The sequence below is a fragment of the Sphingomonas caseinilytica genome, assembly GCF_023516455.1.
GTDB lineage: Bacteria > Pseudomonadota > Alphaproteobacteria > Sphingomonadales > Sphingomonadaceae > Sphingomicrobium > Sphingomicrobium caseinilyticum.
On sequence record NZ_JAMGBA010000002.1, the window covers coordinates 226,389 to 245,365 of the forward strand.

Here is an 18,977-nt window from a genome sequence, read left to right on the forward strand (position 1 = left end):
GATTTACGCCAAAGATTTCAGGAAGTTGTTGATCTGGTGCACCACTTTGCGGGCGGCGGAGCGGCTGACTCCGAAGGCCATGTGGTGGCAATCCAGCTCCGCCTCATGGTCGCGTTCGTGGGGCAAACCTCGGGCGGCGCGGGGGGCGATGAGGCCGTCGCGGCGCGACCAGATGGCAAGGTGCGGGACGGGCGGCTTGTCGGTGATGCGCGGGATCGGCGGGTTGGTGACGGGGTGCCTGGCGACATATTCGTAGAGCTTCCACACCGTGTTCTGGCGCGGGTCGCCGGAGAAGGGGGCGCCAAGGGTGACGACCGCCTTCACATGCTGCGGATAGTGGCGGGCGAATTCGCGGGCGTAGACCCCGCCGAGGCTCCAGCCGACGACCAGGATCGGGCGGCCGTGGCCGAGGCTTTCGACCCGGTCGCGGATGCGGTCCAGGGTGTCGGCGCGGGCGCCGAGGTTCCAGCCGAGCTTCCATCCATGGACGCGGAAACCGGCGGCGGCGAGTTCCTTGCGGAGCGCGAGGGTGGTCTCGTCGCTGCACAGGAAGCCGGGGATGACGAGGACCGGCTCGCCGTCGAGGGGGCCGCGCGGGCCGCGCTTGGCGAAGTGGCGGACGAGGCGGACGCTGTTCCAGGCGAGTTCGCGAAGCTGCAGGCCGGTGGGCGGGGCGTCGTCGCCCTCCCACGCCGGCAATTCTTCGCGGATCGGCCTAGAGATATTCATCGCCCCCCATCAGCGGACGAATGGCGTTCGGGAGCCTGACGCGGCCGTCGGCGGTCTGGTGGTTTTCCAGCAGCGGCACGAGGATGCGCGGGCTTGCCAGCGCGGTGTTGTTCAGCGTGTGGGCGAAGCGGACCTTGCCGTCGGCGTCGCGGTAGCGAAGGTTGGCGCGGCGGGCCTGCCAGCCGTGCAGGGTCGAGCAGCTGTGCGTCTCGCGATATTTGCCGAGGGTCGGCACCCAGCTTTCGATATCGTTCATGCGATATTTGCCGAGGCCCATGTCGCCGGTCGAGGTTTCGATCACCTGGTAGGGGATTTCGAGCGCGGTCAGCAGTTGCTCCGCGAGGCCCAGAAGCTTGGCATGCCACTCGGCCGACTGCCCCTCATCCGCCTCGCAGATGACGTACTGCTCCACCTTCAGGAACTGGTGGACGCGGAGCAGCCCGCGAACGTCCTTGCCCGCGCTGCCGGCCTCGCGGCGGAAGCAGGGCGAATAGCCGGCGTAGAGGATGGGAAGCTTGGCGTTCTCGATGATCTCGCCCGAATGGAGCGAGGTCAGCGCGACCTCGGCGGTGCCGGCAAGATAGACGTCGTCGTTGGGGAGCGCGTAGGTTTCCTCGACATGGCCGGGGAACTGGCCCTGGTTGAGGAAGGCCTGCTCGCGGGCGATGGCCGGCACGGTGATCGGCGTGAAGCCCGCCTCCGCGATCTGTTCGAGCGCCCAGCCCATCAGCTTGGTTTCAAGGAGAGCGAGGCGACCCTTGAGGCAATAGGTGCGCGAGCCCGAGACCGGGGTGATGCGGGAGAGGTCGGCCCAGTCGTTGCGTTCGATGAGCGCGACATGGTCGAGCGGTTCGAAGGTGAAAGTCGGGACCACCCCTTCCTGCCTGACGACGGTGTTGAAGCTTTCGTCCGGGCCGACGGGGGCGCCGTCCCACGGAATGCCGGGGAGCTTCAGCATCAGGCCCTTGAGCGCCGCATCCTTGTCGCCAAGCTCCGCTTCCAGCTCCGACGCGCGGGCGCCGGCCGCTTTCGCCTGAGCTCCGAGCGACGCCTTCTCTTCGGGCGCTGCATCCTTGAACCGGGCGCTGATCGCATTGCGTTCGGCGCGGAGATTATCGATCTCCGTCTTCAGCGACCGAGCGTCGCCCTCGAGGCGGAGCAGCTCATCGAGATCGAGGCTGACCCCTTTGTCCCGGATCGCGCGTTCCACCGTTTCGCGGTTGGCCTTGATGTAATCCATTGCAAGCATGCTGGCCCACCTGCGCGAATCTGGCTCTAAGGGCAACCGTCATTGCGAGGAGCGCAGCGACGCGGCAATCCAGTAGCCCCGACTGGATTGCTTCGCTAACGCTCGCAATGACGAATCCCTAAATGAGGAACCTATGCCGTCCGGTCTGATTGCGCTGCTCGACGATGTTGCGATGATCGCCAAGCTTGCGTCGGCCAGCATGGACGACATCGCCGGCGCGACGGCCAAGGCCGGAGCCAAGGCGGCGGGCGTGGTGATCGACGATACGGCGGTGACCCCGCGCTATGTCACGGGCCTTTCGCCGGAACGCGAGCTGCCGATCATCTGGAAGATCGCGCTCGGCAGCTTACGAAACAAATTGCTGTTCCTGCTCCCCGGGGCGATCGCGCTGGCGGCATTCGCGCCATTCCTGATCACCCCGCTGCTGATGCTGGGCGGCGCTTATCTGGCGTTCGAGGCGACCGAGAAGATCCTGGAGGTCGTTCTCAACGACCACCACCATCAGGTCGATTTGCTGCAAGCGGACACTCCGCAGGAACTTGAGGACCGGCAGGTCCAGGGCGCGATCCGCACCGACTTCATCCTGTCCGCCGAGATTGTCGCCATTGCATTGAATGCGCTTGGCGACCTGACCTTGTGGGAAAAAGCGGCGGCGTTGGTGTTCGTCAGCATCGCCATCACCGTGGGCGTCTATGGCGCGGTCGGGCTGATCGTGAAGCTGGATGATATCGGTCTCCATATGGCCGAGCGGAAGAACCGCGCTACACAGGCATTCGGCCGCGGCCTGATCCATGTCGTGCCAAGACTGCTGTCGGCCCTGTCGGGCATCGGCACGGCGGCCATGCTTTGGGTCGGCGGCGGGATCCTGCTTCACGGCATGGAGGAGCTTGGCGCACCGACCATCCCGCACAAGATCCACGATCTGGCCCACCATGTTTCCGAAGCGGTCGGCGGCGGCACGTTCGGCGCCATCCTGGAATGGATTTCCAATGCCATCGGCGCGGCCATCGCCGGCGCCATCATCGGCTGGGTACTGGCAATGATCATCCGCCGCTTCCACAAGCATCCGGAAGAGCTGATCGTCGACTAGGGAGAAGGCCATGCACTGGTTGCTCGTTTTTGTCGGCGGCGGATTGGGGGCCATGGCGCGGCATGGCGTGAACCGGGCGGGGCTGGAAATGCTCGGCCCCGGATTTCCCTGGTGGACCATGGCGGTCAATATTTCGGGCAGCTTCCTGATCGGCCTGCTGGCCGGGCTGTTCGGCGCCTGGGAGACCGGTCAGGACATCCGGATGTTCCTGATCACCGGACTGCTTGGCGGCTACACCACTTTCTCCGCGTTCAGCCTCGACGCGCTGACCCTTTGGGAACGCGGCGCGTTCCAGCAAGCGGGTGTCTATGTGCTGGGAAGCGTCATCCTTTCCCTGCTTGCCGCGGCCCTTGGACTGATGGTGACGCGCGCGGTCTGACCGGCCCTTGTCCGTTGCATTTCGCGTACCCATCTCCGGCGACTACGCGAAAGGAATGCTCCCCATGGCTGACGCCCCCGCAACTGAAATCCCTTCCCTTCCCGCCGATTATATCGTCCCAAAGGTGTGGAGCTGGGATCAGCCCAGCGGCGGCCAGTTCGCCAACATCAACCGGCCGACCGCCGGAGCCACGCACGACAAGGAGCTGCCGGTCGGCGAGCATCCGCTGCAGCTTTATTCGCTGGGTACGCCCAACGGCCAGAAGGTCAGCATCATGCTGGAAGAGCTTCTGGCGGCGGGCCATTCGAGCGCGGAATATGATGCCTGGTACATCGACATCGGCGAGGGCGACCAGTTCGGTTCCGGCTTTGTCGAGCTGAACCCCAATTCCAAGATCCCGGCGCTGCTGGACCGGTCCAATCCCGACAAGCCGCAGCGCGTATTCGAAAGCGGTTCGATCCTGGTCTATCTGGCCGAGAAGTTCGGCGCCTTCCTGCCCAAGGAGCCGGGGGCACGGACCGAAGCGCTCAACTGGCTGTTCTGGCAGATGGGATCGGCGCCGTTCCTGGGCGGCGGTTTCGGCCACTTCTACATGTATGCGCCGGTGAAGATCCAATATGCGATCGACCGCTACGCGATGGAGGCGAAGCGCCAATATGACGTGCTCGACCGCCACTTCGCGGACCATCGCTACGCCGCGGGCGACGAATATAGCATCGCCGACATGGCGATCTGGCCCTGGTATGGAATGGTCGCACTGGGCCAGGCCTATGGCGATGCCGCGAGCTTCCTGTCGCTGAAGGACTATCGTCACTTCAACCGCTGGGTCGACGAGGTTGGATCACGCCCGGCCGTTCAGCGCGGCCGGCGGGTGAATCGCAAGCCCGAGAACGATCCGAGCTTTGTGCACGAACGGCACAGCGCGGCCGATCTGGATTAAGAGACGGCCCCAGGTACACCCTCACGTAACCGTTCGTCCTGAGGAGCCGCTGAGCTTGTCGAAGCGGCGTCTCGAAGGACTGTCCTTCGAGACGGTCTTCGATGCGCTTCGCTTACTCAGCCCTCCTCAGGACGAACGGCAATTGGGAGAATGACGTGACTAACGCGGCTTCACGGCCTCGGTAATCGTCGACCAGGGGACGAGCTTGAAGTTCTGGGCGCTAGGCTGGTTCTCGCCGTCCTGCGCCACGAACAGACCGCCAGGAAATGCGGGTCCGAAATCGCCCAGTGCGAGCGCGATCCCGTCGGTTTCCTCGACCGAGCCGAACTGGCCCTTGGTGATGCGGAAGCGGCCGGCGAGCGCCATGTCAGGCAGGCGAAAAACGACGAAGCTGTTGTCTCCCTGGCTGGACGCAATCAGCCAGCCGGCGTCAGCTCCCTCGGGCGAGATTGCCAACCCCTCGACGTCGGCGACGAGGTTCTTGCCGTCGACCCTGGCGACGAGCTTTCCTTCCGCCGGACCTTCGGCACGGGAGTCGAACTGCCAGATGCCGGCCTTTTCCTCACCGATGAACAGGCGGTTGGTTCGGGTATCGACGACGCAGCCTTCCGGCTGGCTGGGCACCTTGAGGCTGCGGACGGTTTTGCCGGTCGCGGCCTTTCCGTCATAGCTGATCGCGACCTGTTCGATTCTGCCCTGCTTCAGCACCGAGAAGGCGTGGATGCCGCCATCCGCGTCGGGGGCAAGGCAGATGCCATAGGCTTCGCCCTTGCCGCCCGAGACAGCGCCCAGCTTGATGAGCTTCGGGCCATTAGGATCGAGCCGGTATAGCTGGACCTTCGCATTGGCCTCGTCATTGCGATCGCTGGCGGCGACCAGGATGCCGCGTTCCCCAAGATCGATGAGATCGACGTTGTTGAGGCGCCCGGCCGGATCGAACGCCAGCGACTTTCCGCCCAGCCCATAGACGTGGAGCCCGGCCTTCTTGTCGGTCGCGACGATGAGGCTCGCGGCCGGATCGGCGGCATTGCGCCAGATCGCGGGATCGTCGGCGGCATCCTCCCGGGCGGTGCCGACCGGTTCGGTTTCGGCCGTGGCCATGACCGGCACGGTCGGGAGAGCCGAGGCGGCGGGACCTTGGGCAGCGGGCTTACAGGCGCCGGCAGTCAGGGCCAGCAGCATTGCAATTGTGATACGCATCAGAAGGCCGCCCTCGCAATCAGTTGGAACACAGGTCCGGCCTTTTCCGATTCCAGTTCATATTCGTCCAGATCGTCGATCGTGTGCGATAGCTGTTCGTCCAGCGTGTTGTACTTGTGGAACTCTTCCTTCTTGGCGCCGTCGAGCAGGTTGGACCCGGTCGCACGGATCGTCAGCCAGTTGCCGAAGCGCTTTTCGACGAAGATTTCCAGGTCGCCGCCATAGGTGGTCTTCACCTCTTCGCCGATGGTCCGGTCCTTGGCCGGTCCCTGCTTGCGATAGGTGGCGCCGAAGGCCGCGGCCCAATCGCGGATGTCCTGGATGAAGCCGAAATTATAGACATATTCGGGCTGGCCGTTGAACCGGCGCGAACCGAAATCGTCGCGGATCTTGCTGTCGATCAGCGCGAGGTTGCCGAAGATGCCCGTGTCGGGAAGCCCGATGAACTCGAGGCTGGTCGACAGGTCGAACTCCACGCCCCAGGTCTTGCCGTCGCCGACATTCTGCGGCTCGAAGATGAAGATGCAGATGTCCTTGCCGAAATCATCCTGGCAATCGTCGACGTCATTGTCGTTGCCGGGTTCGCCGGTGTTCACCATTTCGATGAGGTCGTTGACCTTGCGGTAGAAGAAGTTGACGCCGGCGACGCCAGTGCGGCCGATGCGCCGTTCGTAGCCGACGTCGATACCCCAAGCCGTTTCGGGATCAAGCTCGGGATTTCCGCGCAGGTCGTTGTCGCCCATTTCCCCTTCAAGGGTCGCCGGCGAAATGAAATCGAACGGCGGGCGGCGGTTGGTGCGGGCGATCGAGGCGGTGATCCGGTCACGGTTGCTGAGGTCCAGCTTCACCGAAGCCGACGGCAGCAAGATGCCATAGTCATTGTCGAAACGCTCATCTTCTTCCCGGTCGTCGATTTCCACGTCTGTGGTCTCGTAACGCAAGCCGGCCTCCCAGGTGGCGATACCGGTCTTGCCCTCAATCATCAGGAAGCCGTCCAGCCGCCGTTCCTCGATCGTGTTGAAGCCGCCGGTCACCGGCTCGAATTCGTCGAATTCGAAGGGCAGGTCGGTCGGGGAGTCGCTGGAAGGATCGTAAGTCAGCCGATCCGCTTCGCTCAGCTCGTCATCGTCCTCGGCCGAGGAAATATCGGTGTCGCGATCCTTGTCCTGGTAGAAACCGCCGATCACCAGGTCGATCCCTTCCGCGACCGGGAACTCGTGCTCGAGCCCGACCGAAAATTCGCTGTCACGGATGTCCTGCCGGGTGCGTTCCGCTTCCCATTCGGGCGGATCGCCCTCGTCGGTGTCGAAGTCGATTCCGACTTCTGTCGTCCGAATTTCGTCCTTGAAGCGGGCATAGCCGATCTTGAGGCTGGTCTTCCCCAGCGACCATTCGTGGCGGAGCTTGCCGGAGAGGCTGTAGCTGGCCTGATCGATGTCCTCGTCCTGGTCGGCGTCGGTGAGCAGGCCGGGCTCGTCGCTTTCGCCGATCGGGAGCGGCGGCGGGTCGCCCTGTTCCACATTATATTCGAGCGAGCGCTCATGCTCGTTGCGGTCGGTGCGGACGTAGAAGCCGCCAAGTTCCAGCCTCGTGCTCGTGCCGATATCGACCGTATAATTGGCGTTGGCGCTGTAATCGGTGCCGTCGCGCGTATCGTCCTGATCCTCGCGGTTGACGAATTCGAGTTCGCCGTCGTCGGGCTCGTAGCGCAGGCTTTCCTTTTCCTTTGGATTGTAGCGGCCCTGGATATTGCCGCCGATCATCAGGCGGCCGGGACCGACCTGCCCGCCCCAGAAGGCGCCGACCACTGGCTTCACTTCGCCGTCGTCGAACAGGATGCCGCCGGCCTTGGCATAACCGCCGTCAAGCTCGAACGCGTCGCGAAGCACGATGTTGAGCGAACCGGCAACGGCATCGCCAGTGCGGCGGGCGGAGCTGGAGCGGACGATCTCGATCCGCTCGACCTGCTCGGCCGGGATTCGGTCGAGGAAGAAGGTGCGGTCGGCATTGGCGCCGGGCACCTTGTCGCCGTTGATGAGGATCTGCGTGTAGCTGGGGTCGAGACCACGCAGACGTGCACCGTCGCTTTCGATCACGTCGGACAGAAAGGTAACGCCGGGAACGCGCTTCAGCGCATCGCCAATCGTCAGCGGTTCGAACCGCTGGAAATAGTCGGTGTCATAGACCAGCACAGGTTCGGCATCGTCGTTGCGATTGCGATAGCCGATGGTGGCCTGCACCACGATCTCGTTTGAGGTAGTGATGCTTCCGCCATTGGGCTCGCTGCCCTGATCGGTAACCGAGCCGCCCGGTTGTCCGGCCGTGGCTTCTGCGCCTGCGTCCGCGCCTGCAAAAGCGGCGCTAGCGGCAGTAAAGGCGATCGCGGCCACGGTGCTGCGCAGCCAATAGCTTCCCAACGTCATGATTCTCTTGCCCCTCGTTCCCGGATTGCGAGGGGGTTAGGCCGGGGTTGCGGCGCCGGCGTTACCGGATCGTTACGCTTGCATGACGACCACAGCCAGCGCGCCCGAATATGCTATGGCGCGTGGCAGGGAGGCCTTCCATGACGCGAACCGTCAGCATCCTTGTCGGCATGGCCATGCTTGCTGCCTGCGCCGCCGAGAAGCCGGCGAAACAGGAAGAGCTGAAGGGGCGCTGGGTCGACCTAAGTCATGACATGGCGGAGGATTCCCCCTTCTGGCCGACGGCGGAGGGCTTCAAGCATGAGGTCGCTTCCTTCGGGAAGACGCCGGGCGGCTGGTTCTACAGCAGCTATAATCTGAAGTTTTCGGAGCATGGCGGGACCCATCTCGACGCGCCGATCCACTTCGCGGCAGGCAAGCAGACGGCGGACCAGATCCCGCTCGACCGGCTGATCGGGCCGGCAGCGGTGATCGACGTTTCGGCGGCGAGCGCGGCGAACCGCGACTATCGCTTCACCATCGCCGACGTCGAGAATTGGGAGCGCGCCAACGGGCGGCTGCCCGATGGGGCGATCCTGCTGTTCCGCACGGGCTTCGACAAATATTGGCCTGACCGGAAGGCCTATATGGGGACCGACGAGCGCGGGCCGGATGCCGTCGCCAAGCTGCACTTCCCCGGCCTGTCGGGGGAGCTTGCGAAGTTCCTCGTCGAACAGCGGAAAGTCTCCGCTGTCGGGCTGGATACGCCGAGCCTGGACTATGGCCAGTCGAAGGATTTCATCGTCCACCGGACATTGCTGGGCGCCAACATCCCAGGCTTCGAGAATGTCGCGGGCCTCGACCAGCTGCCGCCGAAGGGCGCGACGGTGGTTGCGCTTCCGACCAAGATTCGGGGCGGCAGCGGCGCGCCTTTGCGGATCGTGGCGCTGGTGCCTTAGGCGGGCTCGGCCGCCATCGGCCGGGCGGGACGGACCGGCTTCCGCTTCGCCTTGCGCACCCAGAAGGACCATGTGGTGAGCGAGCCGAGGAAGGTGAGCCCTACGCCTGAAAGAGTCATCAACAGCTTCCAGATCAGGCTGTCGGTTTTGCCGGTATGGATCGGATAGAGCTTCTCGTTGATCGACGAGGCCTGGCTTCCGTCCGCCGGATTATCGGCGCGGAGGAACTTGCCCTGGCCATCGAAGAAAAGCGTGGTGCGACCGTTGGGCGTCCATTCGAACGGCTGGCGCATGCGGACCGAGTAGGCCTGGCCGGGCTTTGACGGGATGGTCAGCCGGCGAAGCGCCGCATCGGGGAAGCGGGCCTTGGCCTCGTTCAGCATCAGCGCGACCGGTGCGACGCCAGCGGCGGGTTCGACCTCGGGCGGCTTCTTCTGCTCGATCTTGCCGAAGGGCGAGAGGACCCATTTCGTCGCATCGTCGAAGATCATCCCGGCGCCGGTCAGGAAGCTGACCAGCAGCAGCGGTGCGACGATGATGCCGATGTCGCGGTGGTGCGCGACGATCGGCCCCGGCTTCCACTTTGCCGGAAGCAGGCGCCAGCGGAACGCGCGGCGGCTTCGCCACCAGAGGATCGAGCCGGTGACGACGAAGAGTAGGCCGAATACGCCTGCCCACCCCGTCACCAGCTCTCCGTTATGGCCGGAGAAGAGATGGTGGTGGAGGTCGAAGATCCACAGTTCGGGGCGTTCCCACTGGCTCGACCAGCTGGCGACGGTGGTCCCGTCCTGCGCGACATAGGAGCCTGCGCCACCCTCTCGCGCGACATGGTGGAGGCCGATCTCTTCGCTGGCGAAGGTGATGCGCGCTGCGCCGGCGGCGGACTCCCGAGCGGCGATCTGGCCCATCGTTCCGACCTGCTCGACCACCGGTGCGTTGGCGCCGGGCAGCGAAATCCACTCTCCCTCCCACACCAGCAAGGTGCCGGTGAGGCCGAGGATCGCCAGCAGGAGGCCGAGGAAGCCGCCCGACCAGCGATGGAGGATGGAGAGCAGCTTCAAATCAGAATTCCCTGCTGAACCCGAGCGTGAAGGTACGGCCGCGCCCGGCGAAATAGAGGTTGTTGTCGCCCGTCACCGCGAACGGCGAGGCGGCCTGGACGGTCGCCCGGGTCGTGTCGCTGTTATAGGTGATGTACTGCTTGTCCAAGAGGTTGTGGATGGCGAGGCTGACGTCGCCGAAACCGGTGCGGTAGCGGGCATAGGCGTCGACCAGCGCATAGCCGTCGAAATCCTGCTCGCGTTCGATCGCCTGCTGCTGGCCGGTTCCGGGCCCGACCGCGATCAGATCGAAATCGCGTTCCAAATAGAATTGCGACTGAAGGCGAGCCGAGAAGGGTCCGCGGCTATAGCTTGCGGCGATATTCAGGCGGTCGGGCGAGATGTTGGCGCCGTCGAGGTCGATGTTGACCTTGTCCTCGCCGTCGTTGGGCGTGCCGTCGGTCCGCCCTTTGAGGTGGGCATAGCCGGCCGAAAGGTCGAGGCCGTCGAGCGGCGTGTGCCAGGTCGCATTGAGCTCCAGCCCCTGGATCTCGATCCGCTGCCGCTGCACGTTGAACACGCCGTCCTGCATGACGAGCACGCTGCCGTTCTTGCTGGTCGACCAGAAATAGGCGGCGCTGGCGTCGAATGCGCCGCGCTTCACTTCGAGGCCAATTTCGCGGTTGTTGGAAACGACCGGCTCGAGGTCGAGGTAGGTATCGACGTCGACACCCGGCGTTCCGATGCCGCGAAGGATGCGGCCGACGTCGGCGATGGTGTAGCCTTCGGCGTAGCTGGCATAGCCGCGGATGCCGTCGATCGGCTCCACCACCACACCGGCGTTCGGCAGCAGTTCCTTGAAGGAGGGCGAACCGCCGTCGACGTCGACTCCACCGAAGCCGAGCGGGGTCGTCCGGGTGGTCGATGCGAGCGTGTGGAAGTCGTCGACCTTGAGCTTGTCATTCTGCCAGCGGAGGCCGCCGGCGAGGCGGAGCCTCTCGTCCAGCAGGGCCAGGTTAAGCTGTGCGAAGGGCGCGAGGCTGACATATTCCGATGGCGGGACCCAGGTCCGGCCGGTCTGGATCAGGCTCTGCTCCGTCTTGTCGCTGAGCGCATCGAGCCCGGCCGTGGCGGTGAGGCCGCTGACGATCTCCCGCTCGTAGGTGAGCTTCCCGCCGATCTTGCGCGATTCATTGGCGGACTGGTCGAACAAGGTGCCGTTGGGCGCGATCGACGGGTCCTGGAAGGTGTCGTTGACGGTCGGCACTGGCCCGCCGAACACATCTTCCGACTTGTTGTAGAAGATCTGCGCGGTGAAGTTGCCGCCCAGCAGGTTTTCCTCCGTCAAGGTCAGCGACAGAGTGTCGACATTGTTTGACGGCGGGTCGCCCAGGGGATTGCCCTTGATGCTGGTGGTCGGGACATTGGCCGCGCGGTTGCCGGCAACCACGACATAATCGCCGTCGCCCTTCAGCTCGAAATGATTGGCCAGCAGTTCCAGCCGCGTGGTCTCGCCGATCTGCCAGCCGAAGCGCCCGAACAGCGACCAGCTTTTCGAATCCTGCAACTCGCCCTGGGTGCCGTCGACGCCGATGCGGACGCCGTTGCCGTCGCGGAAGACGCCGCGCTTTTCATAGGCAGCGCCAACGGTCGCGTCGAACTGGCCTTCGCGCCAGCCGACCAGGCCCGCGGTCTTCCAGCCGAACCCGCTTCCCGACAGCTCATCGTCGATGGTGAATTGGGCGAGAGCGTGGCCGCTGACGCCGTCCTCGCGCGGGGGGCCGACGGTGACCTGGTTCACTACGCCGCCGGTGGCGCCAATGCCCTGGAGCGCGTTGGAGCCGTAGATCAGCTCGACCCGGTCGATGAAGAAGGGGTCGATGGTGTAGCCGTCGCGAGATCCGTCGCGGATCGGCGTCGACTGGGGAATGCCGTTGATCGCGAACAGCGGCGAACGTCCGCGCAGCGTCTCGCCGGCGCCGGACAGCTTTTCGCGGGTCGGGGAAAATGAGGGCGACAGCGCCGAAACGGCGTCGACGACGGAGCCGGAAATCGCGACCTGCTGGTCGAGGGCTTCCTTGTCGATGACGTCGGCGGTCAGGGGAAGCGCGGTGATCGGGAGATGGGTGCGCGCACCGGTGACGATGATGTCGTCACCCGCCTGTTCGTCTTCGGCTGTGGCGACGCTGGCGGCGGGAAGCGACGCATCTTGGGAGGCAGCATGAAGTGAAGCCGGTGCAAGAACCATGAGCGTGGCCGAAGCCGCGCGGAAACCGATACGCAAAGCAACCCTCCCTCTTGATGGGCCGGCGCTAGCGCTACTGCGAATGATTATCAATACTAAACTTGAGGGCGGATTCGACTATGCCCGTTCATCCCCCGTCAAGCTGAAGGCACCATTTTCGTCACATTGCGCTGCCAAAGGAGCGGCCATGAGACTTGTATCGGCCATCATCGCGTCACTGGTGCTTGCCGCAGCGCCCGCCTCCGCGCAGGCGCTGGAGGGCAAGTGGACCAATTATAAGAAGAACGTCGTCGTCGAGGTCGAGCGCTGCGGCTCCGCTTACTGTGGCCGCGTCGTGCAGGCCAGCGAGAGAGCGAAGGCAAAAGCCGCCAAGGGCGGGACGCCCAATTTGGTGGGTACGCAGATCCTGACCGGGCTAGTTCCGACTGGCGCCGGCAAGTTCCGTGGCAAGGCCTTCGTTCCCAAGCGCAACATCCACGCGACCGCCACCGTCCGGCAGGTCAGCGACGACGTAATGCAGGTGCAGGGCTGCGTGCTGGGCGGCCTGTTGTGCGATAGCGAGCGCTGGACCCGGGTCGCCAGCTAACCCGCCGTCCCGGAAAGCTTGCCCGACTCGTTTTGTAGGCGTAACGGCCTCGCCGCTGATCCCGCCATCTGTGGCGTCCCCATGGGAGACCTAGCCAGCCTGTCGAGGGCGGCAGGCTGCACCGGCGCGGGGGCGCCTAATGAGGGGCATTAGGGATGAAAACCAAGCTGATCCTCGCGGCAGCGGCCGCGTGCACACTTTACGCACCGGCAATTGGCCAAAACGCACCGCAGCACATCGTTTCGCTCTATCGAGCGGCACCGGGCCAACAGGTTGCACTGCTCAAATGGATGGCGAAACAAGACCAGGTATCCGCCGCAGCGGGCGTGCCGGCATCGCAAATCTATGTCCACACGTCCGGCGACAGCTGGGATTATCTGGTGATCAACCCGGTCACCACCAAGGAGCAGGACGACGCGTTCGATGCCGCCGCCAAGAAAATGGGAGTCACCAATGGGCCGCGCGCGAGCATCGAGTTCAGGACGATGATCGCCAGCCACACCGACACGACCGCGAACGGTCCGCAAACCGCGGCCCAGATATTGGCGGCGCTTGGCGAAAAATAGCCGGGTTAGAGGCTGAAGGGCGAGCCCAGTTCGCCTTTCAGCACCGCCGACTGCAGAGCCGCCATCTCGTCCGCCCAGTAGCGGTCGGATTCCAGGCGGGGACTGATTGCGCGCACGTTCGAGTGCAGCGGCTGCAGCTTGGCGGATGTCTTCAGCGGCGCGTGGTAGTCGACCCCCTGGGCGGCTGCGATCAGCTCCACACCGACGATGCCCGCGACATTCCGGACGATCTGGGCCGCCTTTCGCGCCGCGATCGGCGCCATCGACACATGGTCCTCCTGCCCCGCCGATGTCGGCACGCTGTCGACGCTGGCCGGGAAGGCGAGACTGCGGTTCTCGGCAACCAGCGCGGCCTGGGTCACCTGCGGGATCATCAGCCCCGAGTTCACGCCGCCATCGTCGACCAGGAAAGCGGGGAGGCCGCTCATCTTGGGATCGATGAGGACGGCGGTACGGCGCTCGCTCAAGGAGCCGACTTCGCACATCGCCATCGAAATCATGTCAGCGGCGAAGGCGACCGGCTGGGCATGGAAATTGCCGCCGCTGATCGCCGTATCCTCATCCTCGAACACGATCGGATTGTCGGTTACCGCGCCCGCTTCGATTTCCAGAGTCCGTGCGGCGTTGACTAGCAGATCGAGCGAAGCGCCCATCACCTGCGGCTGGCAGCGGAAGCTGTAAGGATCCTGCACCCGGCCGCAGCGGCCATGGCTGGCAAGGATCTCGCTTCCATCGAGCAGGCCGCGAATTTCGGCGGCGACGCGGATCTGGCCGGTCTGACCGCGAACCTCGCTGATGCGCGGGTCGAACGGCTTGATCGAACCCTTGAGCGCGTCGACCGACAGCGCGCCGGCGCCAAGCGCGGCACCGAACACCCGCTCCGCCGTGAACAGCGCGTCGAGGGCGATGGCGGTCGACGCCTGGGTGCCGTTGATCAAGGCCAGCCCTTCCTTGGGGCCGAGTTCGAGCGGCGCCATTCCGAGCTTGTCGAGCGCATTGCGTGCAGGAAGGATTTCACCGGCGACGTCGATCCGCCCTTCGCCGAGCAAGGCAGCGATAAGATGGGCAAGCGGGGCAAGGTCACCGCTTGCGCCGACGCTGCCTTGCGCCGGGATCAGCGGCATGGCGTCCTTGTCGAGCAGCGCCTGCAGGGCATCGATGACTAGCGGCCGTATGCCCGAATAGCCTCGGCCCAATCCAAGCAGCTTCAGCACGATCATCAGCCGGACGACATTGCGCGGAAGCATTTCGCCAAGGCCGCACGAATGGGAAAGGATCAGGTTGCGCTGAAGCTCGGCGAGCCGTTCCGGCGGGATGCGCGTGTTGGCGAGCAGGCCGAAGCCGGTGTTGATACCGTAAACGGTTTCGCCGCTGGCAACGATCCGCTCGACGGCCGCTGCCGAAGCGCGGATGCGATCCATGCTGGCCTCGTCGAGGCGGCAGGGGGCGCCCTGCCAGAGCCTGCGGAGGGTGGTTAGGTCGATGGCCTCGGGATTTAGTGTGATCATATCCGCCCAATTCGTCACCCCAGCGAAGGCTGGGGTCCATGATGCAATTTTGCCAAGCTAGCAGCATTTCTCAGACATGGATGCCAGCCTTCGCTGGCATGACGGCTAAAGAAGCCTCCGCATGCCGACAACAGCCGTCAATGTCATGCGCGCGCATCTAGGAGATTTGCGCGTCGCGAGCCAGACGGGATAGGCTCGAAACCGAAACTGGGAAGGGGAAAGCCATGAGCACGCCGGGAGACGATCGTCCGGATCATCGGGGAAGCGCATTCATCGCTGCCGCGATCCTTGGCGCGGCAATGATCCTGTCGTGGGGAGGTTCGGATGAACCCCGCTACCAGCTGGCCTCGTCCGGCGACGGAGTCGTGCGGATGGACACCGACAGCGGCGAGATGATTGCCTGCAACGCGCAGCAGTGCCGCAGGGTACAGCCGCCGGCACGGGCGCGCTCCTTTGGCCCGGTGACGTTCGAGATCGGCGACGATGCGGAAAAGAAAGCGCCGCCGGCCCCAGCTAACTAGTGTTTCCGCTGGAGTCAGGCAGTTGCCGTCGCCCTGGGAGCAGTTGGCCGAGCGCCTGTAACCCACCCATGCCAGGCAATCCCGAGACTGGCGATCGCAGTCAGCGTCAGCAGCAGCGCGAGATTCGTCGCGGAAATACTTGCGAAGATCGGAGCCCATGCGGGCAAGCGCCCGACCGTCTCGTACAATAGTTGCTGGGCAGCGACGATATAGACGACCAACAGGAAGGGCCGGCCATGTTTCGGCGCCAGCCAATAGAGGTAGAGCGCGATGGCGATCGCAACCGCGTTGCCGGCACCCATCGCGTAGGAGAAGCGCCAAGCGGTTTCCGGCGTGTCGTTCTTGAAGAAGGGGATATTGCTTTGAACCAGGCGCCAGACGATCGGCGCGATCACGAACATCACCGTGCCAAGCATGTAGCGGGAATGGAGCTGGACCTTGTAGCGATATCGAAGGCCGCCCCAGAACAGCAGTGCGAAGCCGAGATTGGCCAATGGATCGAAAAAGCCGAACTGCGCGATCTGCAGATTTTCCGGGTCAGTGAGACCGCCGGCGAGCGTCGTGGCCTCAACGTGGATGACCCACATGCCGGCGACCATGAAGAATGGGAAAAGGGCGAAAACGGCCAGCCCCGTACTGCGGTGCAGCCCCCACCTGTCGTGATGGATCGACCAGCTCTGGAGGGCCACCAATATGGTCCAGACGACGGCGCTTGCCGCGTGGAAGTGATGAGCCATTTTCGCGCCCGGTAGGTCGCTCAGATAGCTCGGCCAAAAAGCGACGAAAGTCAGCGCGAGAAGCGCCAGCACATAGAGCCAGGCATTGCGAAAAGGCATAGTCCCCCCCCTCCAGCGGGGGGTTGGTAACATGGAATTACACTTGGACCCAACGCACCTAATCTTCGTCATCCCCGCGAAGGCGGGGACCCAGATTCTTAGTTGCGCTAGGTTCCCGCTTTCGCGGGAATGACGGTTAGGGGATCATCGGCAGGTCCAGGCCCTGCTCCTTTGCGCAATCGACGGCGATGTCGTAGCCGGCATCGGCATGGCGCATGACGCCGGTTCCGGGGTCGTTCCAGAGAACGCGCTCGAGGCGCCTCGCAGCATCGTCCGTTCCGTCGGCGACGATGACGACGCCCGAATGCTGCGAATAGCCCATGCCGACTCCGCCGCCGTGATGAAGCGAGACCCAGGTCGCTCCCGACGCCGTGTTGAGCAGCGCATTGAGCAGCGGCCAGTCAGACACCGCATCGCTGCCGTCCTGCATCGATTCCGTCTCGCGGTTGGGCGAGGCGACCGAGCCGCTGTCGAGGTGATCGCGGCCGATCACGACCGGTGCGGACAATTCACCGCTGCGAACCATCTCGTTGAAGGCCAGGCCGAGGCGATGGCGCTGACCGAGGCCGACCCAGCAAATGCGCGCCGGCAACCCCTGGAAGGCGATCCGGTCGGCCGCCATGTCGAGCCAGCGGTGGAGATGCGGATCGTCGGGGATCAGTTCCTTCACCTTGGCGTCGGTCTTGGCGATGTCGGCGGGATCGCCGGATAGCGCGGCCCAGCGGAACGGGCCGATGCCGCGGCAGAATAAAGGCCGGACATAGGCGGGCACGAATCCGGGGAAGTCGAAGGCGTTCTTCAGGCCCTCGTTGAAAGCTTCCTGGCGGATGTTGTTGCCATAGTCGAACGTCGGAATGCCCATTTTCTGGAATTCAAGCATCGCTTCGACATGGGCGACCATCGACTTGCGCGCCGCGGCGGCGACGGCTTGCGGATCGCGCTCCCGCATCTCGGTCCATTCGGCGACGGACCAGCCGGCCGGGCAATAGCCGTTAGCCGGGTCATGTGCGGACGTCTGGTCAGTGACCGCATCGGGGCGGATGCCCCGGCGGACCATTTCCGGAAGGATCTCGGCGGCATTGCCGAGCAGGCCGACGCTGGTCGGCTCGGTCGCGTTCCTGATGATCTCCAGCGCCTCGTCGATACTGGTTGCGCGCCGGTCGACGTAGCGGGTCTCGAGGCGCTTCTCGATTCGGCTGTCCTGCACCTCGATGGCGATGCAGTGGGCGCCGGCCATGACGGCGGCGAGCGGCTGCGCGCCGCCCATGCCGCCGAGGCCAGCGGTCAATACCCATTTGCCCTTGAGGTCGCCGCCGAAATGCTGGCGGCCCATTTCAGCGAAGGTTTCGTAGGTGCCTTGGACGATGCCCTGGCTGCCGATGTAGATCCACGATCCGGCCGTCATCTGGCCGTACATCATCAGCCCCTTGCGATCGAGTTCGTTGAACTTCTCCCACGTCGCCCATTTGGGAACGAGGTTGGAGTTGGCGAGAAGGACGCGCGGCGCATCCTTGTGGGTGCGGAACACGCCGACGGGCTTGCCGGACTGGATGAGCAGGGTCTGGTCTTCCTCCAAACGCTCCAACGTTTCGACGATCTTGTCGTAGCAGCGCCAGTCGCGCGCTGCCCGGCCGATGCCGCCGTAGACAACCAGGCTCTGCGGATCCTCGGCGACTTCATCGTCCAGGTTATTCATCAGCATCCGCACCGCGGCTTCGGTCGTCCAGTGCCTGGCCTTGATATCGCTGCCCCGCCGCGCTCGGATGTGGCGGCTGTTGTCGCGTCGGTCGGTCGAGTTCATCAGAAAATCCGTTCGTCCTGAGCTTGTCGAAGGACTGCTCTTCCCTTGCGCCGTTAAGAACAGGGCGGCCCTTCGACAAGCTCAGGGCGAACGGCTGTGGGGTCGCGATCCCGCGTGGTCAGGCTGCCTCTAGCGCCTGTCGGAACCTTGCCCAAGTGCCAATCATTGGTCGATTGCTAGGGGCAATCCCGCGCAGCACGATTGATATGACAGGATGATTACGCCATGGGCGGGTCACACCCTCAAGATCGGAACCCAGATTGACACCCACGACGCCGATCACGCGCATCCAGCAGAACGTGCTCGCGCGTCAGGAACGGCGGCTGCTCAACTGGATTTGCCCACGTCTGCCGCAATGGGTGACGCCCGACCTGCTGACCTTGCTGGCGCTCATTGCCGCTGGCGTGGTCTTCGCCGGCTATGCGCTGAGCGCATATGACCGCAACTGGCTGTGGATCTCCGTCGCCGGATATGTCGTGCACTGGTTCGGCGACTCGCTGGACGGCAGCCTAGCGCGTCACCGGTCGATCGAGCGGCCTCGATATGGCTATTTCATCGATCATAGCGCCGACGTGCTTGGCGCTCTGCTCATCCTCACCGGGCTTGGCGTAAGCCCCTATATCCGGCTCGATGTCGCCCTGGTTGCGCTTGCCGGATATTATATGTTGGCGGCACACGCCTTCCTGTCGGCGAAAGTCGTCGGGGAGCTGAAGCTGTCCGCCGTCGCGGCCGGTCCGACCGAGCTTCGCCTCATCCTGATAGGCCTTACCGTTGCCATGTATGTCCTTGGCCAATCGGGGCCGCGATTTGAATCGCTCAGCGTTTTCGACGCCTTCGTCGGCGCGGTGGGAACGATCCTCATCATCCTGTTCATCGTGCAGACGGTGTCGTTGGCGCGGCGCCTCCTCAGGGAAGGCGAGTAAGCG

The 18,977-nt window shown here is 64.3% G+C and carries 17 protein-coding genes; 8 read left to right on the forward strand and 9 right to left on the reverse strand.

Features of this window, described 5'->3' with window-relative positions; translation table 11 throughout:
* Positions 1–3 precede the first annotated feature (3 nt).
* Both LZ496_RS07725 and serS read right to left on the reverse strand, forming a co-directional pair.
* Positions 4–729 carry an alpha/beta hydrolase gene (locus LZ496_RS07725; RefSeq protein WP_249904067.1) on the reverse strand — a complete coding sequence of 242 codons (726 nt, stop codon included), beginning with the start codon at positions 727–729 and terminating at the stop codon, positions 4–6.
* Entirely contained in the window at positions 716–1,978 is a 1,263-nt protein-coding gene (gene serS / locus LZ496_RS07730) for a serine--tRNA ligase (protein ID WP_249904068.1), read from the reverse strand. The genes LZ496_RS07725 and serS overlap by 14 nt, the downstream gene beginning before the upstream one ends.
* Before the next feature lie 133 nt (positions 1,979–2,111).
* Between serS and LZ496_RS07735 the strand changes: the two genes are divergently transcribed.
* The 3 genes from LZ496_RS07735 (at position 2,112) to yghU (ending at position 4,387) form a co-directional block, all read left to right on the forward strand.
* A complete protein-coding gene (locus tag LZ496_RS07735) occupies positions 2,112–3,068 on the forward strand; it encodes a DUF808 domain-containing protein (RefSeq protein WP_249904069.1) in 957 nt (318 codons plus the stop codon).
* Positions 3,069–3,078: 10 nt separating this feature from the next.
* A complete protein-coding gene (gene crcB / locus LZ496_RS07740; protein ID WP_249904070.1) occupies positions 3,079–3,447 on the forward strand; it encodes a fluoride efflux transporter CrcB in 369 nt (122 codons plus the stop codon).
* Positions 3,448–3,511: 64 nt separating this feature from the next.
* On the forward strand, positions 3,512–4,387 hold the full coding sequence (gene yghU, locus LZ496_RS07745) for a glutathione-dependent disulfide-bond oxidoreductase (RefSeq protein ID WP_249904071.1): 876 nt from the start codon (positions 3,512–3,514) through the stop codon (positions 4,385–4,387).
* 159 nt (positions 4,388–4,546) lie between these two features.
* Here yghU and LZ496_RS07750 read toward each other — a convergent pair whose 3' ends face one another.
* Together LZ496_RS07750 and LZ496_RS07755 are read right to left on the reverse strand one after the other, a co-directional pair.
* The gene (locus tag LZ496_RS07750) at positions 4,547–5,587 is read right to left on the reverse strand and encodes a phytase (protein WP_249904072.1); all 1,041 of its coding nucleotides are present in this window, start codon (positions 5,585–5,587) and stop codon (positions 4,547–4,549) included.
* Positions 5,587–8,010, reverse strand: coding sequence for a TonB-dependent receptor plug domain-containing protein (locus LZ496_RS07755; protein ID WP_249904073.1), 2,424 nt, complete (start codon positions 8,008–8,010; stop codon positions 5,587–5,589). Before LZ496_RS07755 ends, LZ496_RS07750 begins: the two co-directional genes overlap by 1 nt.
* A 140-nt stretch (positions 8,011–8,150) precedes the next feature.
* On the opposite strand from LZ496_RS07755, the gene LZ496_RS07760 reads away from it, so the two are divergent.
* On the forward strand, positions 8,151–8,948 hold the full coding sequence (locus LZ496_RS07760) for a cyclase family protein (protein ID WP_249904074.1): 798 nt from the start codon (positions 8,151–8,153) through the stop codon (positions 8,946–8,948).
* On the opposite strand, the gene LZ496_RS07765 is transcribed toward LZ496_RS07760, so the two are convergent.
* The gene (locus LZ496_RS07765) at positions 8,945–10,009 is read right to left on the reverse strand and encodes a PepSY-associated TM helix domain-containing protein (RefSeq protein ID WP_249904075.1); all 1,065 of its coding nucleotides are present in this window, start codon (positions 10,007–10,009) and stop codon (positions 8,945–8,947) included. The two genes, LZ496_RS07760 and LZ496_RS07765, sit on opposite strands and share 4 nt — an antisense overlap.
* 1 nt (position 10,010) lies before the next feature.
* On the reverse strand, positions 10,011–12,236 hold the full coding sequence (locus LZ496_RS07770; RefSeq protein WP_249904076.1) for a TonB-dependent receptor: 2,226 nt from the start codon (positions 12,234–12,236) through the stop codon (positions 10,011–10,013).
* Between the two features lie 184 nt (positions 12,237–12,420).
* On the opposite strand from LZ496_RS07770, the gene LZ496_RS07775 reads away from it, so the two are divergent.
* Positions 12,421–12,819, forward strand: a complete 399-nt coding sequence (locus LZ496_RS07775; RefSeq protein ID WP_249904077.1) for a DUF2147 domain-containing protein — start codon at positions 12,421–12,423, stop codon at positions 12,817–12,819.
* A gap of 155 nt (positions 12,820–12,974) precedes the next feature.
* Positions 12,975–13,385 carry a hypothetical protein gene (locus LZ496_RS07780; protein ID WP_249904078.1) on the forward strand — a complete coding sequence of 137 codons (411 nt, stop codon included), beginning with the start codon at positions 12,975–12,977 and terminating at the stop codon, positions 13,383–13,385.
* Between the two features lie 5 nt (positions 13,386–13,390).
* Here the strand turns inward: LZ496_RS07780 and hutH are convergent, their stop codons facing one another.
* Positions 13,391–14,893: a histidine ammonia-lyase gene (hutH, locus tag LZ496_RS07785; protein ID WP_249904079.1), complete on the reverse strand. Its 1,503-nt coding sequence runs from the start codon at positions 14,891–14,893 to the stop codon at positions 13,391–13,393.
* A 224-nt stretch (positions 14,894–15,117) separates the two neighbouring features.
* Here hutH and LZ496_RS07790 point away from each other — a divergent pair, with 224 nt between their 5' ends.
* Positions 15,118–15,414, forward strand: a complete 297-nt coding sequence (locus LZ496_RS07790; RefSeq protein ID WP_249904080.1) for a hypothetical protein — start codon at positions 15,118–15,120, stop codon at positions 15,412–15,414.
* A gap of 14 nt (positions 15,415–15,428) precedes the next feature.
* Here the strand turns inward: LZ496_RS07790 and LZ496_RS07795 are convergent, their stop codons facing one another.
* Together LZ496_RS07795 and hutU are read right to left on the reverse strand one after the other, a co-directional pair.
* Entirely contained in the window at positions 15,429–16,250 is an 822-nt protein-coding gene (locus LZ496_RS07795) for a hypothetical protein (RefSeq protein WP_249904081.1), read from the reverse strand.
* Positions 16,251–16,386: 136 nt separating this feature from the next.
* The gene (gene hutU, locus LZ496_RS07800; protein WP_249904082.1) at positions 16,387–18,051 is read right to left on the reverse strand and encodes a urocanate hydratase; all 1,665 of its coding nucleotides are present in this window, start codon (positions 18,049–18,051) and stop codon (positions 16,387–16,389) included.
* 260 nt (positions 18,052–18,311) lie between these two features.
* On the opposite strand from hutU, the gene LZ496_RS07805 reads away from it, so the two are divergent.
* On the forward strand, positions 18,312–18,974 hold the full coding sequence (locus LZ496_RS07805; protein WP_249904083.1) for a CDP-alcohol phosphatidyltransferase family protein: 663 nt from the start codon (positions 18,312–18,314) through the stop codon (positions 18,972–18,974).
* The last annotated feature ends 3 nt before the right edge of the window (positions 18,975–18,977 follow it).

Bases quoted from the DNA above. Each gene is read 5' to 3' on its own strand.
- serS (WP_249904068.1), bottom strand. From the start codon at position 1,978: ATGCTTGCAATGGATTACATCAAGGCCAACCGCGAAACGGTGGAACGC.
- crcB (WP_249904070.1), top strand. From the start codon at position 3,079: ATGCACTGGTTGCTCGTTTTTGTCGGCGGCGGATTGGGGGCCATGGCG.
- LZ496_RS07790 (WP_249904080.1), top strand. From the start codon at position 15,118: ATGAGCACGCCGGGAGACGATCGTCCGGATCATCGGGGAAGCGCATTC.
- LZ496_RS07760 (WP_249904074.1), top strand. From the start codon at position 8,151: ATGACGCGAACCGTCAGCATCCTTGTCGGCATGGCCATGCTTGCTGCC.
- hutH (WP_249904079.1), bottom strand. From the start codon at position 14,893: ATGATCACACTAAATCCCGAGGCCATCGACCTAACCACCCTCCGCAGG.
- yghU (WP_249904071.1), top strand. From the start codon at position 3,512: ATGGCTGACGCCCCCGCAACTGAAATCCCTTCCCTTCCCGCCGATTAT.
- LZ496_RS07735 (WP_249904069.1), top strand. From the start codon at position 2,112: ATGCCGTCCGGTCTGATTGCGCTGCTCGACGATGTTGCGATGATCGCC.
- LZ496_RS07775 (WP_249904077.1), top strand. From the start codon at position 12,421: ATGAGACTTGTATCGGCCATCATCGCGTCACTGGTGCTTGCCGCAGCG.
- LZ496_RS07755 (WP_249904073.1), bottom strand. From the start codon at position 8,010: ATGACGTTGGGAAGCTATTGGCTGCGCAGCACCGTGGCCGCGATCGCC.
- hutU (WP_249904082.1), bottom strand. From the start codon at position 18,051: ATGAACTCGACCGACCGACGCGACAACAGCCGCCACATCCGAGCGCGG.
- LZ496_RS07780 (WP_249904078.1), top strand. From the start codon at position 12,975: ATGAAAACCAAGCTGATCCTCGCGGCAGCGGCCGCGTGCACACTTTAC.
- LZ496_RS07725 (WP_249904067.1), bottom strand. From the start codon at position 729: ATGAATATCTCTAGGCCGATCCGCGAAGAATTGCCGGCGTGGGAGGGC.
- LZ496_RS07795 (WP_249904081.1), bottom strand. From the start codon at position 16,250: ATGCCTTTTCGCAATGCCTGGCTCTATGTGCTGGCGCTTCTCGCGCTG.
- LZ496_RS07750 (WP_249904072.1), bottom strand. From the start codon at position 5,587: ATGCGTATCACAATTGCAATGCTGCTGGCCCTGACTGCCGGCGCCTGT.
- LZ496_RS07770 (WP_249904076.1), bottom strand. From the start codon at position 12,236: ATGGTTCTTGCACCGGCTTCACTTCATGCTGCCTCCCAAGATGCGTCG.